10 protein-coding genes and 1 pseudogene are annotated in these 15,470 nt (G+C 54.5%); 3 read left to right on the plus strand and 8 right to left on the minus strand.

Features of this window, described 5'->3' with window-relative positions; all coding sequences use genetic code 11:
• Positions 1 to 61 precede the first annotated feature (61 nt).
• The 7 genes and pseudogenes from E5C26_RS12855 to E5C26_RS12885 form a co-directional block, all read right to left on the minus strand.
• Positions 62 to 1,348, minus strand: a complete 1,287-nt coding sequence (locus E5C26_RS12855; protein ID WP_135316655.1) for a lysine N(6)-hydroxylase/L-ornithine N(5)-oxygenase family protein — start codon at positions 1,346 to 1,348, stop codon at positions 62 to 64.
• Between the two features lie 701 nt (positions 1,349 to 2,049).
• Entirely contained in the window at positions 2,050 to 3,720 is a 1,671-nt protein-coding gene (locus E5C26_RS12860; protein ID WP_135316656.1) for a glycoside hydrolase family 13 protein, read from the minus strand.
• Positions 3,721 to 3,740: 20 nt separating this feature from the next.
• Positions 3,741 to 4,856: pseudogene (locus E5C26_RS12865) on the minus strand (ABC transporter ATP-binding protein).
• A gap of 65 nt (positions 4,857 to 4,921) precedes the next feature.
• Entirely contained in the window at positions 4,922 to 6,283 is a 1,362-nt protein-coding gene (locus E5C26_RS12870; protein WP_135316657.1) for a family 4 glycosyl hydrolase, read from the minus strand.
• A 31-nt stretch (positions 6,284 to 6,314) separates the two neighbouring features.
• Complete coding sequence (locus E5C26_RS12875) at positions 6,315 to 7,160, minus strand: carbohydrate ABC transporter permease (protein WP_135316658.1); 846 nt, start codon at positions 7,158 to 7,160, stop codon at positions 6,315 to 6,317.
• Entirely contained in the window at positions 7,157 to 8,149 is a 993-nt protein-coding gene (locus tag E5C26_RS12880) for a carbohydrate ABC transporter permease (protein WP_135316659.1), read from the minus strand. The genes E5C26_RS12875 and E5C26_RS12880 overlap by 4 nt, the downstream gene beginning before the upstream one ends.
• Positions 8,150 to 8,188: 39 nt before the next feature.
• Positions 8,189 to 9,454, minus strand: a complete 1,266-nt coding sequence (locus tag E5C26_RS12885) for an ABC transporter substrate-binding protein (RefSeq protein ID WP_135316660.1) — start codon at positions 9,452 to 9,454, stop codon at positions 8,189 to 8,191.
• Positions 9,455 to 9,575: 121 nt separating this feature from the next.
• On the opposite strand from E5C26_RS12885, the gene E5C26_RS12890 reads away from it, so the two are divergent.
• Both E5C26_RS12890 and E5C26_RS24625 read left to right on the plus strand, forming a co-directional pair.
• Positions 9,576 to 10,508, plus strand: coding sequence for a LysR family transcriptional regulator (locus tag E5C26_RS12890; protein ID WP_135316661.1), 933 nt, complete (start codon positions 9,576 to 9,578; stop codon positions 10,506 to 10,508).
• A 90-nt stretch (positions 10,509 to 10,598) separates the two neighbouring features.
• A complete protein-coding gene (locus E5C26_RS24625; RefSeq protein ID WP_167796647.1) occupies positions 10,599 to 10,772 on the plus strand; it encodes a hypothetical protein in 174 nt (57 codons plus the stop codon).
• 45 nt (positions 10,773 to 10,817) lie between these two features.
• Here E5C26_RS24625 and E5C26_RS12895 read toward each other — a convergent pair whose 3' ends face one another.
• Complete coding sequence (locus tag E5C26_RS12895) at positions 10,818 to 13,244, minus strand: DUF3772 domain-containing protein (protein ID WP_206194271.1); 2,427 nt, start codon at positions 13,242 to 13,244, stop codon at positions 10,818 to 10,820.
• Positions 13,245 to 13,723: 479 nt separating this feature from the next.
• On the opposite strand from E5C26_RS12895, the gene E5C26_RS12900 reads away from it, so the two are divergent.
• Complete coding sequence (locus tag E5C26_RS12900) at positions 13,724 to 15,451, plus strand: ABC-F family ATP-binding cassette domain-containing protein (RefSeq protein ID WP_135316662.1); 1,728 nt, start codon at positions 13,724 to 13,726, stop codon at positions 15,449 to 15,451.
• Positions 15,452 to 15,470: the final 19 nt, after the last annotated feature.

The raw sequence follows: 15,470 nt of genomic DNA on the forward strand, positions 1-15,470 counted from the left end.
TGCCCTATAATTTGAACAAAGTATTAAAACGGCTCCTGACAAGAACCAAAGGGAATTAAAGTTATTGTTTGTTTTGCTCACTACGCCATTGGATCATCGCCGGGGCGGTACTCAGATCAAATTTATTCTCGCCCAGTACCCGATTGAGGATGCGGGCCGATCGCCAGGCCACCAGACTGAGCTGCGGATCGGCTATACCGTGGTGGTGCATGCTGGCATTGACGGCAAACAGAGCATTCTCATGCCCCGCCTCGCGCTCAAGGGTAAAATCAGCGGCAATACGATATTGCCCATCGGCGTCGGTTAACACCCGGTCCGCCAGGGAGGCAAGAAAAGTCGGTTGAGCCTGTTCATAGCCGGTAGCAAAGATAACCACATCGGCATCCAGGGTCTCGCGCCCCTGATCAAGATGGTGCTGCGTCTCCAACCGATAAAAATTATCCTGGCTATTAAGAGCCGTCACGGAGCGGCTGGGTAACAGGCGTACCCAGCGTTTCTCTTGCAGAACATCGAAGCGGTGATACATGGCGCGATAAATAGCCAAAAGAGACTCGCTGGTGATGCCATCGGAGGTCATTTTTTGTTCGCGCAGCATCTGCTGTTTGGCCGTGTTGCTGAACGTATAGAAGTCGTCGACATAATCGGGCGTAAAATACTCGTTGGCAAATGCCGCTTCATCAAGAGCGTTGTAGTTGTTACGTCGGGAGATCCAATTCAGCTGTGCCGGCTGGCCCCATTGCCCCTGAAAAATATTGAGGAACAGATCGGCTCCACTTTGACCACCGCCCACAATGGCTACGCGTTTTCCGCTAAGGTTTGGCTGGCGAAACATCATTTCGCTGGCGTGGAAACATTGATCATTTTGTTCGGTCACACAGTCCGGCAGTTTGACTTTGTTGCCAATGCCCACGCAGACATGTTTAGCGTAAAACACCTCATTCTGGGTGGTGACAACATACTGTCGCTGTTGGCTATCAAACTCCACGCGCTGAACGTCCTGGTTGAAAATCAGCGAATCCAGCCCCGTTGCCGCCCAGCTGAGATAATCGGCAAACTCTTCACGTGACACTGTGCGTTGTTCCGTTGTCAGGAAACGGTAGAATTTTTTCCTTTTCACCAGATAGTTGAGGAAACTATAAGGGTTAGTTGGCGAGACAGCAGTCACCAAATCCTTCAAAAAGCTGGTCTGCATACTGCATTCCGCCAGGATCATACCTGGATGCCAGGAGAACTGCGGTTTGCGCTCGAGGAATTTGCAATTAAAACCTTCGATTTCGCTGCCAAGCGCAGCAATACTGAGGTTGGACGGACCTATGCCAATACCGATAAAGTCCAAACACGGATTCATTAGTGTGCTCCTGAGTGAATAAATAGACTGGCAGAGAGATTTATCTGGTCGGAAAAAGAATATTTAAATAATAATCACGACGCGACATTATTATTGTCGCCCTGAAAATTAAAGACCAATTAATCCCTGCGCCATTAGTATTATCGCAGAGTCATGAGAAAGGCGTGCTTTTGGAAAGAACTTCGAGGAAATGAAATTCAATGGGGTAACAACGGGGTTCATAACATATCCCTATGTTAGTTTGCATATTCCACATGGCATCTTCCTTAATTAGACACAGCCTGGTCAGAGTAGCGCTAAAGTTGCACGCTGGCATGTGAAAAAAAATAACATTAAGGCCAATACACTGGTTGTTAATGTGAAATTAGAAGTGAAATCGTAAAAAATCATAAAATTTCACCTTGGTTTAGGTTGTGTTACGGTTGGAGCACAGCTCGTGAAAGGCTCTCACCTCAGAAGGGAAAAAATAAAACCACTTAAATATCAAACAAGTAAACGGTTTAATGGCGATAAAGGGAGGAATCAAACAAAAGTCTGTATGGTTTTTGGTCATTTATGTCATCCCATACGCCTTAATGCAGGTCAAACACTATTTTTTCAATTCTTCCGGGAAGTCATTAACCGGGAAAGTTGACGATTTAAAATAACTTTCCCGTTGAAATTAATTTAGCTCCCTACTCAATCCATTGCAATTCCCCCTCCTACTGATAGATTCGGGCCTCATAAGGGCGAAGCATTTGTTGTTCACCCTGGTGGGAATAATTACTCAACAACAATGTTCTTTTTCCCAACGGCAAAAGTTGAGAATCAATTTGTTGTGGTTCAGCACTCAGGTTGCATAATACCCATCCTTGCCGCTCATCCAGGCTACGGCTATAGGCGTAAATATGGGGATGCGCCGCCAACTGTAATTGGTAGCGGCCATAGACCCACATCGGGTCCTGTTTGCGTAGCCGAATCAAGGCCCGGTAAAAATTCAGCACTGAATCCGCTTCGTTACTCTGACGCGCCACGTTAATCTGCTCAAAGTTGGCATTCAACGCGAACCACGGCGTCACCGTGCTAAAACCTGCGTGAGGCCCGTCGTCCCACTGCATTGGGGTACGTGAATTATCGCGGCCACTACGACCGAGAAACGCCAGGATCTGCGCTTCATCCATGCCCTGCTCCTGCAGTTTGGCAAAGCGGTTTCTGGCGGCGATATCGTTAAAGTCGGCCAGACTCTTGAAGCGGGTATTGGTCATCCCCAGTTCCTGACCCTGATAAATAAACGGCGTTCCCTGCATCAGGAAATACAGGGCGGCAATGGCGGTGGCGCTTTCACGCCAATACTGCTTATCGTCACCCCATTTTGAGACCACACGAGGAATATCGTGATTTTCCACGTATAACGCGTTCCAGCCTTTCCCTTCCAGCAGTGTCTGCCAGCGGGTAAAGATATCCTTCAGCCCCATCACATCGAGCCCAGCGTCCGGTGACTGCTGATGGCTGTTTTCCCACAGTTTGACGTGTTCAAACTGGAAGATCATATTCAGCCGGCCGTGCTGTTCTCCCACCCAATCCTCACCCTGCTGCGCCGAGGCGCCGTTCATTTCGCCCACCGTCATGATGTCGTAGCGGTTGAATACCTGCTCGCACAGATCATCGACATAGTCCAGCAAGCCGTCGTAGTTAAGATGCCGTTCGAACGACGGCACGTAACGCAGTCCCTGCGGGTTGGGCATGTCGGTCAGCCCCGGCTGTTTTTTCATATGGCAAATGGCATCGATGCGGAAGCCGTCAATGCCCTTGTCCAGCCACCAGCGCATCATGTCGTACAGCGCCGCACGCACCTGCGGATTCTCCCAATTCAGGTCAGGCTGACGTTCAGAGAACAGGTGCAGAAAGTATTGTTCGCTGCCGGGATCATATTTCCAGGCGGAACCGTTGAAGATGCTTTCCCAGTTGTTGGGTTCCGCGCCGTTTTTGCCGTCTCGCCAGATATACCAGTCACGTTTGGCACTAGTTTGTGATGACCGGGATTCAATAAACCACGGATGCTCATCCGAAGTGTGGTTGACCACCAAATCCAGTATCAAACGCATGCCGCGCGCATGCACTTCGGCCAACAAACGATCAAAGTCCGCCATGGTGCCGAATTCCGTCATAATGGCCTGATAATCACTGATATCGTAGCCATTGTCGTCGTTCGGCGAGCGATACATCGGGCAGATCCAAATTACGTCAATACCGAGCCACTGCAAATAGTCCAGCTTGCCGGTAATGCCGTTCAGATCGCCAATGCCATCGCCGTTGGAATCCATAAAACTGCGCGGATAGATTTGATAAACCACCGCCTGTTTCCACCAGCGCACTGTTTGCCCACCGCTCATGTTACTTTTCCTTTTATCGATTAATGCGCCAGTTCAGACGCCAAAATTCGCTGGAACGCCTGGCCCTGAGAGTCAAACAAATAACAGCACTCCACCGGCAGACGCACCCCCACCGTATCACCGGCCTGAATGGTTGAACGCTCGGGATTGCGCAGTACCCAGGGCTCACAAGCGTTGCCATTGTCCAGATAGAGATAGGTTTCATTGCCCATGTGCTCAACGAACATCACCTCCCCCTGAAACTCGCACTCTGCCTGTTCACCGCCGCGAATATGTTCCGGCCGAATGCCGACGTTAACGCTCTGGCCTTCAGCCCCGGCTGGCGTGGCGATCGGCAGCACCAGCGCTTTGCCGTTGTCCAGTTCCACCACGCTTTGGTGTTCACCGGCACGCCGTAAAATTGCCGGGATCAGGTTCATTTTTGGCGAGCCGATAAACTGCGCGACAAATTCATTGGCCGGCTGGTCGTACAGTTCCAGCGGGGTGCCAACCTGTTCAACATGCCCCTGGTTGAGCACTACAATGCGATCGGCCAGCGTCATGGCTTCTACCTGATCGTGGGTGACATAAATAATGGTCGATCCCAACCGCTTATGCAGCGATGCCACCTCCATACGCATTTGTACCCGCAGCGACGCGTCAAGGTTGGACAGTGGTTCATCGAACAGAAACAGCTTGGGTTCGCGCACGATGGCGCGGCCAATCGCCACCCGTTGTCGCTAACCACCGGAAAGATCCTTTGGCCGACGCTCCAGCAATGGCTCAAGCTGCAAGATACGCGCACTCTCACGCACCCGGTTGTCGATTTCCGCCGCCGAATGCCCCGCCAATTCCAGCGCAAACGCCATGTTTTGATACACGCTCATGTGCGGGTAAAGTGCGTAAGACTGGAATACCATGCCGATGCCGCGTTCGGCGGGGGTATCGTCGTTAACATAGTTGCCATCGATATACATGCCGCCGCTACTGATCTCCTCCAGCCCGGCGATCATCCGCAACAGGGTAGATTTGCCACAGCCGGAAGGCCCAACGATCACCACAAACTCCCCGCTATTGATCTGCAGATCCAGCGATTTGATCACCTCGGCGTTTGCGCCGTAGCGTTTTTGCAGTTTTTCCAGCGTTAATTGCGCCATATTCCTCCCGTTCTCACACCCCATTGGCATTGAGCGGGACGCCGACAAGCGCCCCGCCATCCGGCTTATTTAAGGTAATCGAGCCATGGCCCCTGGCGCGAAATCATCACGTCCACCAGTTCAGGGATCGCCCGGCACTTGTCGTTGACCGAATCCACCAACAGCGCCTGGATCACCAGATCGCGCGAGCCTTCAATGACCGCGTCAGCGGTCAGGTCATGAATGGCAATCTGATTGCTGAGCAACCCACCGATACCGGCCGGCATATTGACCTTGATGCCATGCACGCCTTGGCGATCGATAATGGCCGGCACTTCAACCGCAATAAACTCCGGCAATTGTTTGATAAACCCCAGGTTAGGAATATTGACCGCCGACTCTTCATAGCCGGAATCGGTCAGGATCCCTTCCATGATCGGCACCACGCGCTCTTTCAGCTTCAGTTCGATTTTCGGCTGCACATGGCCGAGGTAATTACGGTAGAAGGTGTAGAAATCGAGGATGCCGCGATGATCGCTGACCTCACTGGCCCAACGGATATACTCACCAAAGTGGCTGTCGCCGGTGATCGGCAAGTGATGGAATTTCTCCAGGATCTCTTTGAACAGCGTGCGGTCAGCCCAGGGATAGGCACTGTCTTTACCGCCCAGCGCATCGCGCTCGGTGCTGCCCTCGGTCTGTACCAGTTTGCCGTGGGTACGGGTGTAAGCCAGAATGTCGCTGTAGCCCGGCAGGCGGGAAAAATAATCCGGTGCCTTGGCTCGCACATCGGCATAAGCGTCTTTACCGCTGTCTTTGTAGCTGGCTTCCAGCAGCACGCTGAAGTGGTTAAGCCCGGCGGCCCGCAGGTTGAGGTTGTCAAACGAAGTGCCGAGCATCTCCGGCAGATAGCGCTCCAGCGAAGCAATTTCGTGGCACATGCCGACAAAATTAAGCTGCGGGAAGCGCCGGTGCACCGTGGTGCAAATGCGGCTCATCGGGTTGGAATAGTTAAATATCCAGGCATTGGGGCAAATGTCCGCGACGTCGGCGCAGATATCGAGGATCGGCGGAATGATACGCAGCGAGTGGAACAGACCACCGGGGCCGCCGTTTTCGCCATAGACCTGCCCAATGCCGTATTGCTGCGGGATTTGCCAGTCCAGATCCCACAGCGCAAAACGGTCACCCACTTCAATCGAGATAATCACAAACTCCGCCCCGCGCAGCGCGGTTTTACGATCGGTGGTGGCACTGAGGGTAAACGGCAGATCTTCCGCCGCCAAAAAGTCCCGGGCGGTTTTCTCGGTCACCGCCAGCGCGGCCGGGTTGATGTCGTGCAGCACAATTTCGCTGCCGTACAACGTCTGGCTCTGGAAGATATCCCCCAGCGTGCCGTAGCCGAATTGCGCGCTGCCCGCACCCACTAAAACAATTTTTGTAGCCATTGGTTTGCTCCTGCTTAGGGTTAATCGAAAATCAGCCTTTTACTGCGCCGTTGGTTAATCCGCTGACGATACGACGCTGGAAAATCAGCACCAGTGCGATGATCGGCAGTGTGACGATGACCGAGGCCGCCATGATGGTGCCCCAGGGAAGTTCGAACTGAGAGGCGCCCTGCAGCATGCCAATCGCTACCGGCACGGTGCGTTTGCCGCTGGAGATGACAAAGGTCAGCGCGAACATGAATTCATTCCAGGCACCAATAAATGCCAGCAGCCCGGTGGTCACCAACGACGGGCCCATAATCGGCGCAAAAATACGGCTGATGATGGTCCAGGTACCGGCACCGTCGACGATCGCCGCCTCTTCCAGCTCCGCCGGGATCGCCTTCATAAAGGTGGTCAACACCCAGACGGTAAACGGCAGTGAGAAGGTGGTATAGGACAGCACCAGCGCGCCCAGAGAGTCATACAGCCCCATAAAGCGCACCAGTTCGAACATGCCGGACAGCACTGCCACCTGCGGGAACATCGACACGCAAAGAATGGTGAACAGCAGATACTTGCGGCCGCGAAAACGGATGCGTGCCAGGGCGAATGCGGCGGTAATTGACACCAGCAGGCAGATGCCCACCGTTAGCGTTGCCACGGCGATGGAGTTGAGCAGGCTGCGGGCGATACCGTTTTCCATCAGCGCCGTCAGGTAATTACCCCAGTGCAGGTTGCCCGGCAGATAGGCGACCTGGAACAAGTCCGGCCCCGAACGCAATGAGGTGATCAGCGCGTAATAGAAAGGAAACAGGCAAATCAGGCTGGCCAACGCGGCGGCGGCAAATATCAGCGCCTTGTGGCCGTACTTTTGCTGTTGGCGGCTCAGTTTCATGCGCGTTTCTCCTTATCGTTCAGGCGCCCCAGCGTGAGGAAACAGGCGGCGATACCTGCCACCATCATAAACACCAGCACCGAAGCGGCTGAGCCAGAGCCCATTTCCTGATAGCTGACCATGCGGTCGCGGGCATAACCGGATACCGACACCGTGGCCTCGCTATTGGAGGTCAGCACATAGATCAGATCAAACACCCGCAACGCATCCATCACCCGGAAAATCAGCGCGACAATCATCGCCGGCATAATCAACGGCAAGGTGATGCGGCGGAAGCGCTGCCAGGCGTTGGCGCCATCCACCCGCGCGGCCTCATACAAATCGCCGGGGATCAGTTGCAGCGCGGCCAGCAACATCAAGGCCATAAACGGCGTGGTTTTCCAGACGTCGGCAATCACCACCGCCCACATCGACAACCCCGGCTCCGCCACCCAGGCCAACGGCGTGGCGATGATGCCGCTTTTGAGCAGCAGGTCGTTGACTACCCCATACTGGTCATGGAACATCCAGCCCCACATTTTGGCGGAGACAATGGTCGGGATGGCCCAGGGCACCAAAATGGCGGTGCGGACCAGCCCCTGACCACGGAATTTCTGATTCATCAGCAATGCCAGCAGCAGGCCAAACACCAGCTCCAGCGAGACGGATAGCAGGCTAAAACGCAAGGTGTTGCCCACCGCCAGCCACCACAGCGGATCCGCCAGCACCCCGTAATGATGGCCGCCCGCGGTCAGGTCCAGATAGTTGGCGAAACCGACAAAGCGATAGTCGTCCGGCGCGTCCAGCATGGCGTCGGTGAAGCTGTAGAACAGGGTGCGCAGCAGCGGCCAACCCGCCACCGCCGCCAGCAACAGCATCGCCGGTGCCACCAGTAGCCAGGCGATGCGGCTACGACGCTGTTGGTGATTAAGCTTGCTGCGCCTGACCGACCGCGTTTGGGCAGGCGCTGGCGTGGCCGTCAGGGATAAAGCGTGAGTATCGCGTTTCATGCATCAGACTCCGGCGGTTAATGGATAATTGCCCTGCTTTCAACGCCATCCTCTGGCTTTAATTCGTTCCAGCCGTTGCTGTAGATCCGCCACTTCCGTGACACCGTCACTATCACCGCGCAGTACGTTAAAGGTGGCGTTGTAGATAGCCCGGGAGACCTGCGCATACTGTCTTTTGGTTTGGGTTGCCGGGCGTGGCATCGCCTGGGCGAAAATGCCCTTGAAGTCCGCCAGATAAGGCGCCTGCGCCAAGACCTGTGGATCGTCGTACAACGCCGTGCGGGAAGGTGCCTGGCCCATCAGCGCCAGCGCCCTTTTTTGCGATTCGGCATCGCTGACGATTTTTAGCAGCGCAATCGCCGCCTGAGGGTTTTTGGTATAACCGTTGATCGCCCACTGCCAGCCGCCCAACGCACTGACCGAACGGCCATCGGCACCCTTCGGCAGCGGCATCACGCCCACCTTGCCGCGGATCGCGCTGCTGTTGTCCTGTGCCAGCACATAGGCGTATGGCCAGTTACGCATAAACATGGCATCACCGTTCTGGAATACCGCCCGCGACTCCTCCTCCATATAGCCAAGCGTGCCCCTGGGGGTGATTTTACCGATCCAGCCGGCAGCCATATCCAGCGCCTGCGCCGCCTGTGAGTTGTTGATGGTGATATTGCCCTGAGCGTCGATAAAACTGCCGCCGTTCTGTGAAGCCACCCATTCGAGTGCGTTGCAGGTCAGTCCCTCATAAGATTTTCCCTGGAACACCAGCCCCCAGAAATTTTTATGACCGGTGGCACGTTCCCCCTGCTGAATGCGGGTGGCGATGCGGGTCAGATCGGCCCAGGTCACCGGCGGCTGTTCGCCATATTTTTCCAGCAGATCCTTACGGTAGTAGAGCGCGCCGCTATCCAGATAGGCCGGCACCGCTTTGACCCGGCCGTTCACCACGTTGTTTTGCCAGGCGGCAGGGAAAAAATCCGGTTTGATGTCGCTCACGCTGTCGGTTAAATCCAGCAGGTGCTTGTTCAATACGCCGATCCACACGGTATCGGCCTGGAACAGATCGATGGCGCTGGCGTCTTTGGCCGCAAACAGTTGCTGGAATAGCGACAGCTTTTCATCAGAAGCGGGAGGAAGATCGATAAACTCCAGGCTATGGCCAGTCTGGGCCTCGAAGCGCTGCTTAATCTCATTGCAATATTGGCGCCCCTCTTTGCTGGGAGCGCACTGCATGCGCAGCGTGTCGGCCAGTACCTGACCCGCTGTCAACGCCAGTGCGGCAGCAACCATACTCGGTATCAATCTTCTCATTGCATCCTCTGGGTGGCGGCTGGAATACCGGCATAGGAGCAAGCTATCGAAGGCGGGTCATTGGCGGAAATCGTTTTTCATCGCTACGATATAGAAACTTTCTATACCACCAGTGGAAAATATGATCGTGGACAAAATTCTGCGGCAGTTTATCGAAGTGGCGATGTTCAAAAATGTGAGTCATGCAGCAAACAAGCTTTGTCTGAGCCAGCCAACGCTGACCCACAACATGAAGAAGCTGGAAGAAAATCTGGGGGTGCAGCTGCTGGAACGCACCTCAACCGGAGTGAAAACCACCGAATACGGTGACCTGTTGCTGGAGCAGGCGCAGATGATGCAGCGAATTTATGACAACACGCTGATCAAACTGGCCTTTATCAAGGCGCGGCAGGAGCAGAGCTTACGCATGGGAACCGGTCATGCCTGGTGGTATATGTTTGTGCGCGACAGTTTCAACGCCTACCGCAAGCTGCACCCGTCGGTGAACATCCATATCGATCTGGGTAACCATCTGCGTCTGATGGATTTACTGTTGGGCGGCGATATCGATTTATTTATCGGTCATGAGATTCAGGGGTTGAACCCCAAGGCAGGCATCAGTTTTCTGCCGTTGTTCGGCACCAGCGACACCATGTTCGTGCGACGCGGGCATCCATTACTCGGCCAACCGGCAGGGCCGGACGCCTTACTGGACTATCCCTGTGTCGAACTGACGCCGGATGAAAGTCGCTATCATCATATGGTGGAGGATATGCAGCCGAAAAAGCTGGCACGCAACCGCCTGCACCTGGCAGAGCGGGTGATCTGTTCGACCAATTCGATGATGTCGGCAGTGGATATGATTAACGATTCCGACGCGGTACTGCTGGCCTATCCTGCCTGTATGGCGGGCTATTTTTCCCATTACGGCATCGAGCCATTGCAACTGACTCAGCCAGGCCAACGCTGTACCGTCGGCATTTACCTGATGCGTGAAAAAGCAGATGCCCCACACCTGGTGCAGATGCAAAAGCTAATGCAGCAATACCTGGAGCCGATTCGTCCTCTGTTGTGATTGTCATCCAGCCGATAACGCATCATTGGGCGGCCCAACTGCCTTTCTGGGCATATACTTAAGGGAGTATTCAGGATGGAGGCGACTGAGATGAAAACAATAATCCCTGTACTGTTGATGCTGATGCTTTCAGGCTGTATGGGCAGAGGTGGCCCCCAGGATGTGCCACCGCCACCGGTACATAATGATCCACAAACCTGCAATAACACCTCCGCCAGTGCCAACAGCGATTGCTCACAATCCGTGGTACCGGCGATGCACTGAGTTTGCCTTATGGCTCGCCCGAGGCGAGCCATTGCAAGGCGCAAATTACGAAGATTGCTCTTCGTCGTTGGTCAGGTTTTTCGCCTGTTGCTTCATAAACACCACTTCCTGCGGACTGGACATATTGACCCGTTGCGCGCGCAGCAGTTTGAGAATATTAAACAGCAATTCGCTCTTGGTGGAACCTACCATGCGCGGGCTGGCCACATAGCCGGTCACGCTGAGAATGATGCCATCCGGGCCAAGCTGACTGAAACGCACATAAGGTGCCGGGGTGTCCTGAATGGCTTCATACTCCTGGTAAGCACTCAGCAAAATATTACGCACCTGCTCCGGATCGATATCCGTCGGGAAGGTCAGCGCGATAGTCACTACGCCCTGCGCATTGCCCATGGTGGCATTACGCACATTTTGCGAGATTAACTGCGAATTGGGTACGATCATGGTCGAGCGGTCACTGAGTTGGATCTCGGTGGCGCGCACGTTAATGCGACGGACATCCCCTTCCACACCGCCAATACCGATCATATCGCCCACTTTGACCGGCCGTTCGGTCAGCAGAATCAAACCGGAAATAAAGTTCTTCACGATCTCCTGCAGACCAAAACCGATACCCACCGACAACGCACTGACGATCCACGCCAGATTGTTCCACTGGATACCCAGTGCCGCCAGGGTGATCAGGATCAGCAATACATAGCCCACATTGCTGAACAGCGTGACCAATGATGCGCGGATACCGATGTCTGAAATGGTTTTCGGCAGCAGTTCCTGACTGAGCCAACGCTGGGTCACTCGCAGAATATAAATGCCAATCGCCAGACAAATAACCGCGTTGATCAGATTGCCCGGCACAATGTTCAGCCGTTGCAGCCCTTCACCGCTCAGGATGGCAATGATCTTATCCAGCAGCGAGTTGGGCGTGGTGGTACCGAACGAGCCGTTAAACAGCGAGACAATCATTAATAACAGCAGAGAACACTTGGCAATGGCGGTGAAGATAATCGCCATTTGCTCAAGATGACGATCCTTGAAGTTGAAGGATTTTTTAAGCATTTTGCCGCTGGCGGTCTGCGAAGAAAATATCGCCCCGCACAGATCGGTGGCGAACATCAGCAGAAAATAAAACGCCATCAGTACCAGGGCGATCCAGATCACCTGATAGGTCAGGAAGCGGGCGAAGGCGATATACCCCACCAGCAGTGAGAACAGGATTATCACCGAACACACCAGGGTGCTCATGTGCAACAAGCCACTGAGGGTGGAGCGTTTCTCTACATGTTCACCCTGCTGCTCCAGCCGACGGCGAATGCGCTGGGAACGCAGCGGCATCGCCAACAACACCATACCGATTAATCCGGCCACCAGGCCGTTGCCGAAAATGGTGGTGGCCAGGCTGGCGCTTACCACATTGTTGATCAGTTCTATCGTGCCAAATGCCAAGGCTAGCCCCGCCAACAGCGGCGAGAAATAGCGTAAACCGATGGCAACCGCGTTATCCAACGAACCCAGGCGCCATGACGGGCGGTTGAGGGACAGCGTCGCACGGCCCAGACCGGCGATCAGTGCGCAGAAGATCCCCAACCGATAAAAACCTTCGGCAAAATCCTCAAGAATGCCCGGCAATGGCTGCACGCGGGTAAAAGTGAGATACAGCAGATTCAACGCAATACTGGTGGTGATAACCGTAACGGTGACGGTCATTATCGCCATAAAGCTGCGGCGTAAACGCCCGTCCGGCAGAAAACGAATACTCACCCAGGCCAGAAAACGCTCGGAGAAATAACGGCCCCATGACCAGATAATCACCGCCAATACCAAAAGAGTGAGGGTGCCGTAGCGCCACTCTTCCTGCCAGCTGGTGTCCCAGGCCTGTTTCATGGCCGTATTAAACTCGTCCAATCGCTGCATGTCACTGGCAGCAGGTTGCACCACCGGCGACCAAAACTTGCTGCCCAGCACGCTACCGGTATTCAATGCCAACTGGGTTTTGAACGCCACACGACGCAGATCGCTGATTTGCAGTCCCAAATCACTCGCCGCGGCTCTCATGGCCTGCGCGCGTTTTACCGCATCGTCGAGTTGCTTTTTACTGGTATTCAAAGTATTGCGCTGCTGCACCACGGCGGCGGTCTCAGCCAGCGAACCGGCGGCCGGCTGCGGGCCTAATACATCAAGTTGTCCCTGCAGTTTCTCCTGTGCCGGTTGCAGATCGGTCGCCAGTTTATCAAGCCCTGCGGCCAGATCGTCGGTAGCCAGCTTCAGCTTGCTGAGCTGGTTGTCATTGCCGGCTTTGGATACCTGCTGCTTGATACTGTCCAACTGCTTTTGATAAGTCTTCAGTGCGGTCGCAGGATCCGGCGGGCTTTCTGCCACCGGGGCATCATCCGGTGCTGCGGCATTGCTGAGCGGGGCTAACTGCAAGCCAAACAGCAGGAACAGGAAAAGAATAATCTGACGGGGCTTTAACATAAATTCAGTGCTCAGCATTGGCATGATAGACAGACGAAACAAGCGGGCCGGTATTTACCGTCCCGCTTGGCTAATCATAAACTGTGATTATGATAACTGCTTAATCTGCGCTTAAATATCAGTATTACTCCCATTCAGCACGATTATCCGTTTGGTCGCTGCTTTGACGAATTTTCCCGCTTACTGCACTGATAACCTGAAGGATTTACAGTGGCGTAAGCGGTCAATGCGCCCTATACTCAGCTCACTCATTAACCAACGAAATAAAAGGAGGATTACTATGCCGATGTGTGAATTGTTTTTTTACTCACACTTCTATAGTAATCGCTGCTGCTCAAGCATTACCGGTATCGTGCTGCGATAACCCAGGCTTGAGCGAAGCTGATTAAAATCTGAAGTTCCTTCCCTCCGGCTTACCGGGTTGTCGTCAGCGATGTTTGACGATAGGTATCTGCATGCCTGTAACTCTTGAGTAAGCAATGACCACATTACTATCTGCACAATCTGTCGGTTACGACAACAATTTCGGCCCTCTGCTGGTTGAGGTTTCCTTCAGCCTGAAGAAAGGTGACCGCATCGGTTTAATCGGCCACAACGGCTGTGGCAAAAGCACCCTGCTTAAAATCCTCAGCGGCGATCTGCCTGCCGGTACCGGCAGCGTCACCCCTTCCCACCAGTGTCTGATGGCACGGGTAGAACAGCACCTGCCTGAAGCCCTGCACGGCTGTACCCTGCTCGATGCGGTACTGGCTCGGCTGCCAGAAAATCAGCGCATCAGCGAAAGCTGGCAGGCAGAGGTTCTGCTCTCCAGTCTGGGTTTCGCACCACCGTCATGGACGCTGACCGCCGGAACTCTGAGCGGCGGCCAGCACACGCGCCTGCTGCTGGCACGCGCGTTAATCCGCCAACCGGACTTGCTACTGCTGGATGAACCCAGCAACCATCTGGATCTGCCCACTTTACTGTGGCTGGAGCGGTTCTTGCAAAGCTGGTCCGGCAGCTTTGTGCTGGTGTCCCACGATCGCTATCTGCTGGATCAGGTCACTAACTGCACCTGGATTTTGCGCGACAAGACCCTGCAATTCTTCCGCTTACCCTGCACGGCTGCGCGCAAGGCGCTGGAGGAACAGGATGCCGCGGATGCCCATCGCCGTCAGGCGGAGCAAAAAGAGATCGACCGGGTGGCGAAAAGCGCCCATCGGCTGGCCATTTGGGGCAAGGTTTACGACAACGAAGATCTGGCCCGCAAGGCCAAGCAAATGGAGAAACGCGTTGACCGGCTAAAGGAGGAGCAAACCATGCTGAGCGCGGGCAGCCAATGGCGGCTCAGGCTGAAGGGAGAGTCGCTGGATGCCGATCGCCTGCTGGCCTTGCCATCAATGGAAGTTCGCCCGGCAATCGACGCGCCGGTGCTGTTCCGTCTCGACCCACTGCGGGTCAAAAGCGGTGACCGCATCGCCATCGTCGGACGCAACGGTTGTGGGAAATCTTCTCTGTTGCATCATCTGTGGCGTGAGTATCAGGACGCAACCCTGCGGGAAACGGTTTTCCATCCCCGGGTACGCATCGGGTATTACGATCAAAGCCTGCAACAACTGCATGACGACGACACGCTAAGCGAAGCATTAACCCACTTCGCGGCGTTGACCGAAGATCAGCGGAAGATGGCGTTGATTGGTGCCGGTTTCCCTTATCTGCGTCATCAACAACGCATCAGTACCCTGAGCGGTGGCGAGCGTTCACGCCTGCTGTTTGTCGGCCTGACGCTGGCCAACCATTCGCTGTTGTTGCTCGACGAACCCACCAACCATCTGGATATGGAAGGCAAGGAGGAGCTGGCGGAGACTTTGCGCCAGTTTGACGGCGCCGTCATATTGGTCACTCATGACCGAATGTTGATCGAAAATAGCTGCAACCGTTTCTGGTTGATTGACTATCAGCGGCTGGAAGAGTGGCAGGGTCTGGAGCCCGTTTACGCCCGGCTGGCAGAAGAACGTGACACTGTCACCATGACTGTGCCAAGCCAAAATGCCGTCAATCATCCGTTGGCGCACGATGACGAGGAACGGCTGTTGGCCGCGCTGTTTGAACTGGAAGGCAAACTGCAGGAGGATTTGGCACGCAAGCCAAAACATCAAAAAACACAGTTGCAGCAGCAATGGCGCAGTGAGATTTCCACCCTTACTGCACGACTGAATCTGGACTAACCATTACAGGCCGCCTGCG

It is taken from the genome of Serratia proteamaculans, assembly GCF_004684015.1.
Taxonomy (GTDB): domain Bacteria; phylum Pseudomonadota; class Gammaproteobacteria; order Enterobacterales; family Enterobacteriaceae; genus Serratia; species Serratia proteamaculans_F.